Here is a 12347-nt window from a genome sequence, read left to right as displayed (position 1 = left end):
CTGCCACCCTAAGCACGCTGATCGTTTCACCGCCTACCCGTTCCGCTCATGGCTGAGCAGGCGGCGGACCAGGCGGCCCGGTTCAGACCGGCAGATCCCGCAGCAGCCCTCCGAGGCGCATCATTTCCACCGGAATGTGTTTGGCCAGGCTGAACCCGACAATCGGCGCCACGGCGGCTGCGTCGCTGACCAGCCGCACCAGCTCGGCACTCCGCAGACCACTGGTCTGCCGCCCCTGGGTATCAGTGAAATCGCGCGGATCGAGCACATCCAGGTCAACGTGCACGGCCAGCGCCGTGGCGCCGGAGGCCGCTATCCAGTCCATGACCCGGCGGTTGTCCTCCGGAGTTCCGGTAATGCCCACGCTCTGGATGCCCAGGCGCTCTTTGACGGCCATGCCCGCATCGTCGCGGTGCGCCAGCCCCACCAGCAGGATGTTCCTGGGCGGCACCAGCGCGGGCAGCGAGGCGACAATGCCGGGATCGCCCTCACCGGCGAGGGTGGCCAGCGCCATGGACCTGAACCCCGTGTAGGAATCCCCGGGTACGCCGGTGTCAGGATGCGCGTCAATCCACAGGACGGCCAGAGAGTCGCCGTAGACCGACGACAAATAGCTGAATGGTGCCACGCTCACGGAGCATTCCCCGCCAAAGGTCACCACCGATTCAGGTGCTGCGTCGCGGAGCACCCGCAGGGCCTCGCCAAGTTGCCGGACGATGGCGTCACGGGCGTAGATACCGTCCACCGTCGCCAGCGCCTCGTCGCTGGTGTCGGTACTGACCGGCACATACGCCGTAGGCCCGTCATGGTTGGGGGACATCAGCTCCAGCAGCGCCGGTCCCAGGTGATAGGAGAGCTGCCCCTCATGGCTGTCCACGCCGGGCAGCGCCTGGTGCCGCTGGGGTCCGGAGGCGCCCTGCCACTGCGGGAACATGAGGCGCAGCGCACCGGGTCCGGTTGGGGGAAACGACGTCATGGGCCCCAACTTACGCCGCCCGCGGCGGCCCGGATAAGGGTTAGGGCCCCTGCAGGCGGCCGGATCAGCAAAAAGCCCTCCGGGCACAAAATAGGATGGAGGTATGACTGCAACACTCGTAGCCCGGGATCTCTCCGGCGGTTACGCCCACCGCACCCTTTTCTCCCACCTGAACCTGACCGTCGCGCCGGGCGACGTCGTCGGCGTCGTGGGCTCCAACGGTGCCGGAAAATCGACCCTGCTGCGCCTGCTCGCCGGAGCCGACGAACCCCAGGCCGGCACTGTCTCCACCTCCCCGGCCGATGCCTTTGTCGGCTGGCTGCCCCAGGAACACGAACGCATCGAAGGCGAAACGATCGCCGGGTACATTGCCCGGCGGACCGGTGCCGCCGCCGCCACCGAGGCGATGGAAGCGACGGCGGAGGCGCTGGGGTCCGGGGCAAAGGGGGCCGACGACGCCTACGCCGTTGCCCTGGATCACTGGCTGGCGTGCGGCGCGGCCGATCTGGAAGACCGGATTCCCGCCGTCCTGGCCGAACTGGGCCTGGAGGTGGGGGCGGACGCCCTGATGACCTCGCTCTCGGGCGGACAGGTGGCACGGGTCGCACTGGCCGCCCTGCTGCTGAGCCGCTTCGACATTGTCCTGCTGGACGAGCCCACCAATGACCTGGACCTGGCCGGGCTGGCCCGGCTGGAGGAGTTCGTGCAGGGACTGCGCGGCGGCGTCGTCCTGGTGTCGCATGACCGCGAATTCCTTGCCCGCTGCGTGACCACGGTGGTGGAACTGGACCTGGCGCAAAACAAGGTGGCTGTGTACGACGGCGGCTACGATTCCTTCCTGGAGGAACGCGATGTGTCCCGCCGGCACGCCCGCGAGGCGTATGAGGAATTCGCCGACAAGAAGGCGGACCTGGTCTCCCGGGCCCGGACCACCCGGGAATGGAGCTCGCAGGGCGTCCGCAACGCGATGAAAAAGGCGCCGGACAATGACAAGATCCGCCGCCGCGCCTCGATGGAATCCTCCGAAAAGCAGGCCCAGAAAGTCCGGCAGATGGAGTCGCGGATCGCCCGGCTGGACGAGGTGGAGGAACCGCGCAAGGAGTGGCAGCTGCAGTTCACCATCGGGTCGGCTCCGCGCTCCAGCTCCGTGGTTGCCACCCTGAACAACGCCGTGGCAACGCGCGGCTCCTTCACCCTGGGCCCGGTCTCCGTGCAGGTCAACGCGGGTGAGCGGATCGGCATCACCGGCCCCAACGGCGCCGGCAAGTCCACCCTGCTGGCACTGCTGCTGGGCCGGCTGGAACCCTCCGGCGGAACGGCTTCCGTCGGTTCCTCCGTGGCGGTGGGGGAGATCGACCAGGCCCGCGGCCAGCTGGATCCGTCCCTGCCCCTGGGGGACGCCTTCGAGGCGGCCGTTCCGGCGCTGAACAGTGCCGAAGTCCGCACCCTGCTGGCCAAGTTCGGGCTGAAGGCTGACCAGGTGAACAGCTCCGTCCAGGCGTTGTCCCCAGGCGAACGCACCCGCGCCTCGCTGGCACTGCTGCAGGCACGCGGAGTCAATCTGCTGGTCCTGGATGAGCCCACCAACCACCTGGACCTGCCCGCCATCGAGCAGCTGGAAGAGGCGTTGGAAAGCTATGAGGGAGCCCTGCTGCTCGTCTCCCACGATCGGCGGCTGCTGGAAAACGTGCAGTTGGACGCCCGGTGGGACGTTTCAGGGGGCACCGTCACAATCCGGTGAGGCAGCCCCCGGTTACCACAGTGGGTAAACAGTGTGGTAAAAGTTACACACGGCGTGCATCGAAACAGGTAATGCAGCTGGATCCGGGGGGAGAAGTTAACATGGCTTCAACGCAGCTGCCTGCAGGGACTGACCTGTGAAAGGCCCGCACGTCATTGATGTGCCGGTACTGCTGAGCGTCTGGGTCCTCTGTGTCGCGACCGACTGGTCCACCGGCACCAAAATCGCCCTCAACGTTGCCGCTGTGGCAGTGCTGTGCCTGAAGGAAGTGCTGCTGCACCGCCGCCTTCAGCGGCTGGCCCTGACCGCTGCAGGCACGTCCGCAGCGAAAGCCCGGCACCGCTCCTTCGCGGCTGCCTAGCTGCCTCCGCTTCCCGGGCCTGTCGGCAGACTGAGCCAGTCAGCGGCCTGAACCTCTCAGCGGCCTGAGCCTCTCAGCGATCCTCCTGGACCTGGCGCCGACATGACCGCGCTCACAGGTCGACCGGCACAGGAGTAGTCTCGGTACCCCGGCACCCTGCCGGTCTGACTTGGGAGTATGCATGAGCAGCACAGCCACGGACCGCGCTTTGAAAACGCTGGGCGTGATCGCCACCTCGCGCAAGACCGACGAGCGGCGGCTGCCCCTTCACCCCCGCCACGTCGAACGGATCGACGCGGACCTGCGGTCCCGGATGATCCTGGAGCAGGGGTTCGGGGAAAGCTTCGGCCTCTCCGATGCCGAGCTTGCACCGCTGGTGGGCCGGATGGCTCCCCGCAGCGAGGTCATTGCGGCAGCAGATATTGTCCTGCTGCCCAAGCCGCAGCCCGCCGACCTGCAGGAACTCTCCGACGGCCAAGTGCTTTGGGGCTGGCCGCACTGCGTCCAGGACAGGGCCATCACGCAGTTGGCGGTGGACAAATCCCTGACACTTATCGCCTTTGAAGCCATGAACCACTGGACCGCAGACGGCGGCTTCGGACTGCACGTCTTCCACAAAAACAACGAACTGGCCGGCTACAGCTCCGTACTGCATGCCCTGGAGCTGACCGGGGCCACCGGCGACTACGGGCGTCGGCTCAGTGCCGTCGTCATCGGTTTCGGCGCCACCGCCCGCGGCGCCGTCACAGCCCTGAATGCTCTGGGGATCCATGACGTCCAGGTGCTGACCAACCGCGACACCGCGGCCGTGGGCTCTCCTATCCATTCCGCCCGGATCCTGCGCTTTGAGCGCGACGCCGATCAGCCGCACCTTAGCCACGTACTCACCGACGACGGCGCCGAGCCGCTGGCGCCCTTCCTGGCCAGCTTTGACCTCGTGGTCAACTGCACGCTGCAGGACCCCAACGCACCACTGACCTACCTGCAGGACGCCGACCTGGCCTCTTTCTCACCGGGCAGCCTCATCATTGATGTCTCCTGCGACGAAGGCATGGGCTTTGCCTGGGCCAAGCCCACCACGTTCGCGGCCCCCATGTTCGAGGTGGGGGACGGCATCCGGTACTACGCCGTGGACCACAGCCCCTCGCATCTGTGGGACTCGGCCACCTGGGAGATCAGCGAAGCCGTGCTGCCTTTCCTGCGCACGGTCATGTCCGGTCCTGCCGCCTGGGACCAGGACACCAGTGTTGCCCGGGCCATTGAGATCCGGGACGGGCGGATCCTGAACCCCGCCATCCTGGCCTTCCAGGACCGTTCCGCAGAGTACCCGTACGTGACGGCAGCCGGCTGACGGGCCGGGATTCTTGGCCGGGCGGGCCCTCCGCCCGGCCTGCTGCCTAGGAAGCGGACGAGGAACGGGTCTATGGTTTTAGGGCCGCCCGCCTGACCGTCGAGAGGAGCTGCTCATGAGCACGAACGTGGCCTCCCTGCTCGTCTCCACCGCTTCCGGCGTGGTCCGCGGCGTGGTCGACGACGGCGTCCGCACCTGGCGGGGCATCCCGTACGCCGCACCGCCAGTGGGCGAGCTGCGGCTGCGGGCTCCCGAACCGCCGCATCCATGGCGCGGCACCCGGGATGCGGGCAGCTTCGGAGCCACGCCCCCGCAGTCCCGCAATCCCTCGCTGACCGGGCGCCGCCGCGCGGTGACCATGGACGAAGACTGCCTGACCCTGAATGTCTCTGCACCGCTGGAACCGGCATCGGGGCGGCTCCCCGTGCTCGTCTATTTCTACGGCGGTGCGTTCAGCTCCGGCTCCGCCGCGGTCAAAACCTACCGCGGGTCCCGTCTGGTCCGGACCGGGGAAGCGGTGTACGTCTCGCTGAACTACCGGATCGGCGCCCTGGGGTTCATGGACTTCAGTTCCTTCTCCACCGCCGGCCGCACGTTCGATTCCAACCCCGGGCTGCGCGACCAGATTGCGGCACTGGAGTGGGTGCGGGACAACATCGCCGGTTTTGGCGGAGATCCGGGGAACGTGACCATCTTCGGCGAATCGGCCGGCGGGATCTCCGTGACCACGCTGATGTGCATCCCGGCGGCCGCAGGGCTGTTCCACCAGGCCTACGCCCAGAGTCCGGCTCCCTCCAGTGCGTACTCCCGCGAACTGCACGCTGCGTGGGCACGGGACCTGCTGAAGATCCTTAATGTCCCGTACACGGATGCCGCCGAGGCGCTGAGCGTCCTCCCGGCCAAGGCCCTGGTGCGTGCCACCAGCCGGCTGACCTCCAAGATCGGTCCGGTGGCGATGCCCGGTTCGCTGAGCGTTTCCCCGGTGATCGATGGCGTGATCCTTCCCCAGCACCCGATCGACACTTTCAGGGAGGGCCGGGCGGCTCCGGTGCCGCTGGTGTTGGGAACGATGGCCCGGGAAGGGGCGCTCTTCGCCAAGATCGTGGATATCCTGCCCTCCACGCCCGAGCGGATCGAGAGGATGTTCGCCGGCACCGATCCCGAGGCCCATGACCGGGTGGTTGCCGCGTACCCCGGTTATCCGTCCAAGGAACGGGCCGTGGAAATCAGTGGTGACCTGGTGTTCTGGTATCCCTCCACCATGGTGGCGGAGTCCCATTCGCTGGTCGCCCCCACATGGTCCTACCGCTACGACTTCGCCACGCCCCTGATGAATCTGCTGGGCTTCGGTGCGACCCATGCCATGGATGTTCCGGTGATGTTCGGGGAGACGGGGGAACCGATCACCCGGGCGCTGTCCCTGCTGGGAGGCGCCGCAGCGCTGAAGGAACTCTCGGCCAGGTTTCAGGGCACCCTCCTGAGCCTGGCCCGTACCGGCAGCCCGGGCCCGGACTGGCCCCGCTATGAACCGGTGGAACGCCGGACGAGGATCTTTGATCTGGAAGACCGGATCGAATCCGATCCTTTTCCCGAACGCCGTCGCGCGTGGTCAGGTTACCGCGGCTATGTGTGATGGAGTCCACAGGCCCGGCGTGAGAGGGTTAACCGAGCTTGTGAGTTTTAACCCCTGCCGCCGTTGCGTATAAGGAGAGTTGGCCAGCATGAGTGAACATTACGACGTCGTGGTCCTGGGAGCCGGCCCGGGCGGCTACGTAGCAGCCATCCGCGCGGCCCAGCTTGGCCTGAGCGTGGCCGTGGTGGAAGAAAAGTACTGGGGCGGGGTCTGCCTGAATGTGGGGTGCATTCCCTCGAAGGCACTGCTGCGGAACGCTGAACTGGCGCAGATCTTCTCCAACCAGGCCAAGACCTTCGGTATCAGCGGCGATGTCAGCTTCGATTTCGGTGCCGCTTTTGACCGCAGCCGGGTGGTGGCCGACGGGCGGGTCAAGGGCGTGCACTTCCTGATGAAAAAGAACAAAATCACCGAGTACGACGGCCACGGGGTGTTCTCCGACGACCACACGCTGGAGGTCTCGCTCTCAAAAGGCGGTACCGAAACCCTGACCTTCGACAACGCAATCATTGCCACCGGGACCTACGTCCGGCTGCTGCCCGGGGTGGAACTCTCCGACAACGTGGTGACGTATGAGGCGCAGATCATGGACCGGGACCTGCCGAAGAAAATAGTGATTGTGGGTGCCGGTGCCATCGGCATGGAATTCGCGTATGTCCACCGCAGCTATGGCGTGGACGTGACCATTATCGAATTCCTGGACCGTGCCCTGCCCAACGAGGACACTGACATTTCCAAGGAAATCACCAAGCAGTACAAGAAGCTGGGCATCCCCATCCTGACCTCCACCAAGGTGGAAACGGTCACCGACAACGGCTCCTCGGTCACTGTCACGTACAAGGATAAGGACGGTAAGCCCGGGTCCATCGAAGCGGACCGGGCAATGCTGTCGATCGGCTTCGCGCCGCGGACCGAGGGCTACGGGCTGGAAAAGACCGGTGTGTCGCTCACCGAACGCGGCGCCATAGCCATCGACGACTTCATGCGCACCAACGTGCCGCATATCTATGCGATCGGCGATGTCACCGCCAAGCTGCAGCTGGCCCACGTCGCCGAAGCCATGGGCGTGGTGGCGGCCGAGACCATCGGCAACGCCGAAACGATGGCGCTGGGGGACTACCGGATGATGCCCCGGGCCACCTTCTGCCAGCCGCAGGTGGCCAGCTTCGGTCTGACCGAACAGCAGGCCCGCGACGAAGGGCACGACGTCGTGGTCAGCACGTTCCCCTTCACCGCCAACGGCAAGGCCCACGGCCTGGGTGAACCGGTGGGCTTCGTGAAGCTCGTGGCAGACAAGGAGCATCTGGAGCTGCTTGGCGGACACCTGATCGGCCCCGATGTCTCCGAGCTCCTGCCCGAGCTGACGCTGGCGCAGAAGTGGGACCTGACCGCCCACGAACTGGCACGCAACGTGCATACGCATCCGACGCTCAGCGAAGCGCTGCAGGAGACATTCCATGGCCTGACCGGGCACATGATCAATTTCTGACTAGACCCGGGAACCCCCGGCACAGGGGCCCCACCGGAAGGGCGGCATCATGAGAACTAGCCGGATCATCATGTTGGTCGTGGGGAGCCTTTTGATCCTCATCGGACTTGGCCTGGCCGCCGGCGCGGCCGCCCTGGGGGTCTTGAACGCCAATCAGGGCGAGGACCGCTTCCTGTCCGTTCCGGACGAGCGCTACGAGGTGGACGGCCATGCCCTGACCCTGCCCGACATTGACGTGGACGACGGCGTCAGCGGGGAGGACGCGTATGGCACGCTGCAGGTATCCGGGGAGAGCGCCGGTACCGGCGGGGAACTGTTCATCGGCATCGGTCCCAGGATCGCCGTCGAGCGTTACCTCCTTGATGTAGCGCACAGTGAGCTCCAGGACGTGACGTTCAACCCGTTCCGCGCCTATTACCAGGACCTGGAAGGGACGGCCGAGCCGGCGCCTCCCGGGCAGCAGGATTTCTGGGCAGCCTCCGCCAGCGGCAGCGGAGAGCAGTCCGTGGAATGGAATCTCGAAGAAGGCGACTGGACGGTCGTGGTGATGAACGCCGATGGCAGCCGGCCGGTCGCCGCGGACTTGCAGATGGGAGTCCGCTCCGACCTGCTCGGGCCGCTGACCTGGACCCTGCTGATCAGCAGCATTGTCCTGCTCATCGCCGGAATCGGGCTGGCGGTGGCGGGTGCCGCCGGACTGCGGCGAAGGGATGCTGCAGCAGGTGTCGGCGGTGGGCAGGGTGGACAGCCCGGAGGCAGCGCCGGCGGTTACTCCGGTGCCGGCGGTTACGCTGCGGCCGGCCAGGGCCCGGGGACCGGCCCTCCGGCTGCGGCGGGACAGGCAGCCGGGCGGGCTCCGCAGACCTATGGACAGATGCAGGATGCGTACGGGCGGCAGCAGCAACAGGGCGTACCCGGGGCCGGCGGGACGGGGTCCGGCGCGGCGGGCGGCGTCACGGCGGCGGCGGGAGCTACCGCCGCCGGGATCGCCGGGGCAGGGGGATACCGCGGGGGATCCCGCGGAGGAACCGCAGTTGGAGTCAGGGACCCGGGGCTGTCCGGGCCACGCTATCCGGCGCGGCTCTACGGGGAGCTGGATCCGGGGCTTTCCCGCTGGATGTGGCTGGTGAAGTGGTTCCTGGCCATCCCCCACTACGTCGTGCTCTTTTTCCTCTGGATCGCGTTCTTCGTGGCTACGGTGATTGCCGGCATCGTGATCCTCTTTACCGGCCGGTACCCGCGGGGCCTGTTCGACTTCAATGTGGGAGTCATCCGGTGGAGCTGGCGCGTGACGTTCTACGCCACCCGGGTCCTGGGCACCGACAGGTACCCGCCGTTCACCCTCGAGACGACCGACTATCCGGCCGATTTCAGCGTCGACTACCCCCGCGAACTCAGCCGCTGGCTGGTACTGGTCAAATGGTGGCTGCTGGTTATTCCGCAGGCGCTGGTGGTCAGCGCCATCACCGAGTCAGCCACGGTGGTGTACCGTTTCTGGGGCCCCGGCGCCGGCGGAGCCAGTGCCGGAGGCTGGAACCAGGTCTGGGATGACGACGGCATGTTCTCCGGTAGCCGGTGGGGGCAGCAATGGCCGGCGGTCACCGTTTGGGAGGGCCTGTCGCTGCTTTCACTCCTGGTCCTGATTGCGGTGATCATTCTGCTGTTCACCGGCCGCTATCCGCGGCAGCTCTTTGACCTGGTGATGGGCCTGAACCGCTGGACCTACCGTGTCCTGGCCTACGGGGCACTGATGCGGGACGAGTATCCGCCGTTCCGGCTGGACCAGGGCCCGACCGACCGCCGCGACGAAGCCGCGGGGTTGGGCCGTCCGGTCCCCGGTCCAGGCGCCGGAACCGGTTAGGCCGGGGACGCCGGCTGCGCTGAGGCCTGTTCCTGACCCTGCGTCTGACCCTGCTCCTGCCGTGAGCCTAGGATGCAGAATTCATTGCCTTCGGGGTCCGCCAAGACAATCCAGGACACGTCCGGACCCTGCCCGACGTCGGCCCGTACGGCTCCCAGTGCCAGCAGCCGCTCCACTTCCTCTTCCTGCGTGCAGCCCACGGCATGCAGGTCAAGGTGCAGCCGGTTCTTGGCTGTCTTGTGCTCCGGCACCGGCAGGATGTCCAGCGGAGGACCGGAACCATCATTGGGAGCGAGGAAGATGAAGTCGCCGTCCTCTTCGGCGATCCGGTAGTCGAGGGCCTGGGTCCAGAACTCGGCCATCCGCCGGGTATCGACGGCATCGAGGGCAAAGGAAGAGAATGCACTGGTCATTTTCAGGCTCCTAAAGGTGGGTAGCGGTGGGGAGGCAACGGTGGTAGCGGCGGGAAGCGTGGGTAGCGGGAAGCGTACTGGCGGCAAGCGGTTATTCGAAGACGGGCACGCAGCAATGACGGAATTTCCCATGAGCACCCTTGCAGGTGGAACGACTGTTGCGGAAGGGGGATGGTTTATTCCAGGGCATGTTCCTGCTGCGGCTGGTCAGGAAAGAGGAGCGGGGCCCTCGCCGGCAACGGCGTCGATCTCAAAAGCGATCAGCAGCACCCGAAGGTGACCGGCAAGCAGCTCACGGTCCTGGTCGGGGAGGGAGGACATCACCTGCGCCTCATGGGCAGCCACCGCGGCCAGGACAGGCAGCAGGAAATCCGGAGCCCCTTCGCTCATGCGGACGAGGGCTCCGCGTCCATCCAGGGGATTAGCCTCGCGCAGGGCCAGCCCGGCCGCCACCAGCTTGCGGATCCGCTTGGTGGTCCCGGCTCCCGACGTCATCAGATCGGCGGCCAGTTCCGAGGGGCTCATGGGCCGCCCGGTCCGGTGGAGCAGCGACAGCAGATCAAATTCCGCGCGTGAGATGCCGTGGCGGAGGAGGACGGCATCGGTGCTTGCCTGCAGGTGCTGGGCCACGCGCTGGATGCGGCCGGCCAGCGCAGCTGTGTCCGTTACCAAATCCGGGTTCACGTCCCGCCACTGTTCCTGTGCACGATCAACGTAATCCTTCACGGGAAAATACCTTACGCTCACGGTGTTTCCCGTCACCGGGCGGCGACGGGAAACCCCGGCATGGCGGTGAAGGCGGAGAAGAGGCGGAGCGCGGCTGTGACCGTGGTCCGTCAGCCCGGTCACAGCCGTCACCCGGTGCCCTTTACGCCTCGTTAGTCTTGAAACATGGACCACGAAAACATTAATTTCCACACTCGGAAGTGGGTCCGTCCCGAAGACCTCAACGCCAACGGCACCCTGTTTGGCGGCAGCCTTCTGCGATGGATCGATGAAGAAGCCACTATTTACGCCATCCTGCAGATGGGCAACGGACGCGTCGTCACCAAATTCATGTCGGAGATCAACTTCGTGAGCTCGGCACAGCAGGGCGACATGATCGAAATGGGACTCCGTGCCACGAAATTCGGCCGGACTTCCCTGACCATGCGCGCCGAAGTGCGGAACATGATCACCCGGCGCAGCATCCTGACCATCGACCGCATTGTCTTCGTGAGCCTGGACGAGCATGGCCATCCGGTGCCCCACGGCTTCACCGAGATCACGTATGACCGGGACCGGCTTCCCGACCATCACATCCCCCCGGTGATGCTCGACGCCTGATCCGCAGCTGGATTTTTCGGCTGGGCGGAGTCGGCAGCACGCTTTCGGGGCAGGCAGGGGGCAGGCGGCCGTGGGATACTCGAGGCAAGCGGAGGAACGGAGCCTGCATGCCGAATCGCCAGCATCTCAGCACGGAATCGCTGATCGGAGACTGGCTGGAGAACCCCGCCGGCCGCACCGTCCTGATCGACATGCTCGCCCGCCGCAGTCCCGACGCGCGTGCCCTTTACGCCATCCGGGAACTGCCGCTGTCTTCGCTGATCACCCTCAGCAACGGGCGGGTGACCACTGACTACCTCCAGCTCCTCGTCGAGGCAGCCAACCGGATGACGGACCGGACCCCGGGGGACACCACGACGGGGCACCTCTTCGCCTCCGCCCCGCCGCCTGCTCCGGATGATTGGGAAGAACCACTGATCGAGGGCCGGTTCCGGGGCAAGACGGTGGTCGTCACCGGAGCCACCTCAGGGATCGGCCGGGCCACGGCAGTCCGTGTGGCCCGGGAGGGTGGCCATGTGCTCGCCATCGATCTCAGCACTCTGCGGATGGAGGCCCTGCTGGAGAAGAACCAGGACCTGGATATCACCGGCGTCGTGGGGGACATCTCCAACCAGGACGACGTCAACAAGATCGCCGTACGGGTTCGCGGTCGGGTCGACGCCCTCGCCGTTGTAGCCGGGGTAGCGGACAACATGGTGGCCCTGCACGAAGTGGAGGACGAGCTCTGGGAGAGCGTCTTCCGCATTAACGTGGACGGCCCGTTTCGGATCTCGCGGGCGCTGATCCCGATCATGCTCTCGCGGGGGGTGGGATCAATTGTCAACGTCTCCTCGCAGGCCGGCCTGCGGGGGTCCATCGCCGGCTCTGCCTACACCGCCTCCAAGCATGCGGTGATCGGCTTGACCCGAAGCGCCGCGTATATCTACTCCCCGCGGGGGATCCGGGTCAACGCCGTGATCCCGCGGCCCACCAAGTCTGCCCTGGAATCGAACTACGGCTCCCTGGGCGGCGCCGGCCCGCTGCCGTCCGGGCCGCTGACATCGCCCGAGACAGAGGCAGCGCAGATCGCCTCGCCGATGACCTACCTGCTGAGCGACGACGCCGCCAACGTCACGGGCGCCATCCTGCCGGCCGATGACGGCTGGGGCCTCGCCTAGCCTCGTCAGGATCCAGGGTCAGGCGGAGTTCAGGGCCAG

General features: G+C 66.5%; 11 protein-coding genes. 8 read left to right on the top strand and 3 right to left on the bottom strand.

The genetic code is table 11. The features are described from left to right. Positions 1-82: 82 nt before the first annotated feature. Positions 83-976, bottom strand: coding sequence for an arginase family protein (locus KKR91_RS09695; RefSeq protein ID WP_210229061.1), 894 nt, complete (start codon positions 974-976; stop codon positions 83-85). Positions 977-1079: 103 nt separating this feature from the next. On the opposite strand from KKR91_RS09695, the gene abc-f reads away from it, so the two are divergent. The 6 genes from abc-f (at position 1080) to KKR91_RS09665 (ending at position 9412) form a co-directional block, all read left to right on the top strand. After that, complete coding sequence (gene abc-f / locus KKR91_RS09690) at positions 1080-2717, top strand: ribosomal protection-like ABC-F family protein (RefSeq protein ID WP_210229059.1); 1638 nt, start codon at positions 1080-1082, stop codon at positions 2715-2717. Positions 2718-2853: 136 nt separating this feature from the next. Further along, on the top strand, positions 2854-3078 hold the full coding sequence (locus tag KKR91_RS09685) for a hypothetical protein (protein ID WP_210229057.1): 225 nt from the start codon (positions 2854-2856) through the stop codon (positions 3076-3078). Positions 3079-3259: 181 nt separating this feature from the next. Continuing rightward, positions 3260-4429 carry a N(5)-(carboxyethyl)ornithine synthase gene (locus KKR91_RS09680; protein ID WP_210229055.1) on the top strand — a complete coding sequence of 390 codons (1170 nt, stop codon included), beginning with the start codon at positions 3260-3262 and terminating at the stop codon, positions 4427-4429. Positions 4430-4544: 115 nt separating this feature from the next. Continuing rightward, positions 4545-6062, top strand: coding sequence for a carboxylesterase/lipase family protein (locus KKR91_RS09675; RefSeq protein WP_210229053.1), 1518 nt, complete (start codon positions 4545-4547; stop codon positions 6060-6062). Between the two features lie 88 nt (positions 6063-6150). Beyond that, entirely contained in the window at positions 6151-7551 is a 1401-nt protein-coding gene (gene lpdA, locus KKR91_RS09670) for a dihydrolipoyl dehydrogenase (RefSeq protein WP_210229050.1), read from the top strand. Between the two features lie 49 nt (positions 7552-7600). Then, positions 7601-9412 carry a DUF4389 domain-containing protein gene (locus KKR91_RS09665; protein WP_210229048.1) on the top strand — a complete coding sequence of 604 codons (1812 nt, stop codon included), beginning with the start codon at positions 7601-7603 and terminating at the stop codon, positions 9410-9412. Here the strand turns inward: KKR91_RS09665 and KKR91_RS09660 are convergent. After that, the gene (locus KKR91_RS09660; RefSeq protein WP_210229046.1) at positions 9409-9825 is read right to left on the bottom strand and encodes a VOC family protein; all 417 of its coding nucleotides are present in this window, start codon (positions 9823-9825) and stop codon (positions 9409-9411) included. The two genes, KKR91_RS09665 and KKR91_RS09660, sit on opposite strands and share 4 nt — an antisense overlap. 207 nt (positions 9826-10032) lie before the next feature. Further along, the gene (locus KKR91_RS09655; RefSeq protein ID WP_210229044.1) at positions 10033-10551 is read right to left on the bottom strand and encodes a MarR family winged helix-turn-helix transcriptional regulator; all 519 of its coding nucleotides are present in this window, start codon (positions 10549-10551) and stop codon (positions 10033-10035) included. 165 nt (positions 10552-10716) lie between these two features. Here KKR91_RS09655 and KKR91_RS09650 point away from each other — a divergent pair, with 165 nt between their 5' ends. Together KKR91_RS09650 and KKR91_RS09645 are read left to right on the top strand one after the other, a co-directional pair. Further along, positions 10717-11151 (top strand): acyl-CoA thioesterase, encoded by a 435-nt coding sequence (locus KKR91_RS09650; RefSeq protein WP_210229042.1) that lies wholly within the window; start codon positions 10717-10719, stop codon positions 11149-11151. A 107-nt stretch (positions 11152-11258) separates the two neighbouring features. After that, positions 11259-12308, top strand: coding sequence for an SDR family NAD(P)-dependent oxidoreductase (locus KKR91_RS09645; RefSeq protein ID WP_237686340.1), 1050 nt, complete (start codon positions 11259-11261; stop codon positions 12306-12308). Positions 12309-12347: the final 39 nt, after the last annotated feature.

Origin of the sequence: Arthrobacter jiangjiafuii (assembly GCF_018622995.1) — a bacterium.
Lineage (GTDB): Bacteria > Actinomycetota > Actinomycetes > Actinomycetales > Micrococcaceae > Arthrobacter_B > Arthrobacter_B jiangjiafuii.
Note: the sequence above shows the minus strand (reverse complement) of the source record. Positions and strands in the feature narration are given on the sequence as shown.

Coding starts and splice junctions, on each gene's coding strand:
- lpdA (WP_210229050.1), top strand. CDS start 6,151: ATGAGTGAACATTACGACGTCGTGGTCCTGGGAGCCGGCCCGGGCGGC.
- KKR91_RS09680 (WP_210229055.1), top strand. CDS start 3,260: ATGAGCAGCACAGCCACGGACCGCGCTTTGAAAACGCTGGGCGTGATC.
- KKR91_RS09695 (WP_210229061.1), bottom strand. CDS start 976: ATGACGTCGTTTCCCCCAACCGGACCCGGTGCGCTGCGCCTCATGTTC.
- KKR91_RS09645 (WP_237686340.1), top strand. CDS start 11,259: ATGCCGAATCGCCAGCATCTCAGCACGGAATCGCTGATCGGAGACTGG.
- KKR91_RS09660 (WP_210229046.1), bottom strand. CDS start 9,825: ATGACCAGTGCATTCTCTTCCTTTGCCCTCGATGCCGTCGATACCCGG.
- KKR91_RS09665 (WP_210229048.1), top strand. CDS start 7,601: ATGAGAACTAGCCGGATCATCATGTTGGTCGTGGGGAGCCTTTTGATC.
- abc-f (WP_210229059.1), top strand. CDS start 1,080: ATGACTGCAACACTCGTAGCCCGGGATCTCTCCGGCGGTTACGCCCAC.
- KKR91_RS09675 (WP_210229053.1), top strand. CDS start 4,545: ATGAGCACGAACGTGGCCTCCCTGCTCGTCTCCACCGCTTCCGGCGTG.
- KKR91_RS09650 (WP_210229042.1), top strand. CDS start 10,717: ATGGACCACGAAAACATTAATTTCCACACTCGGAAGTGGGTCCGTCCC.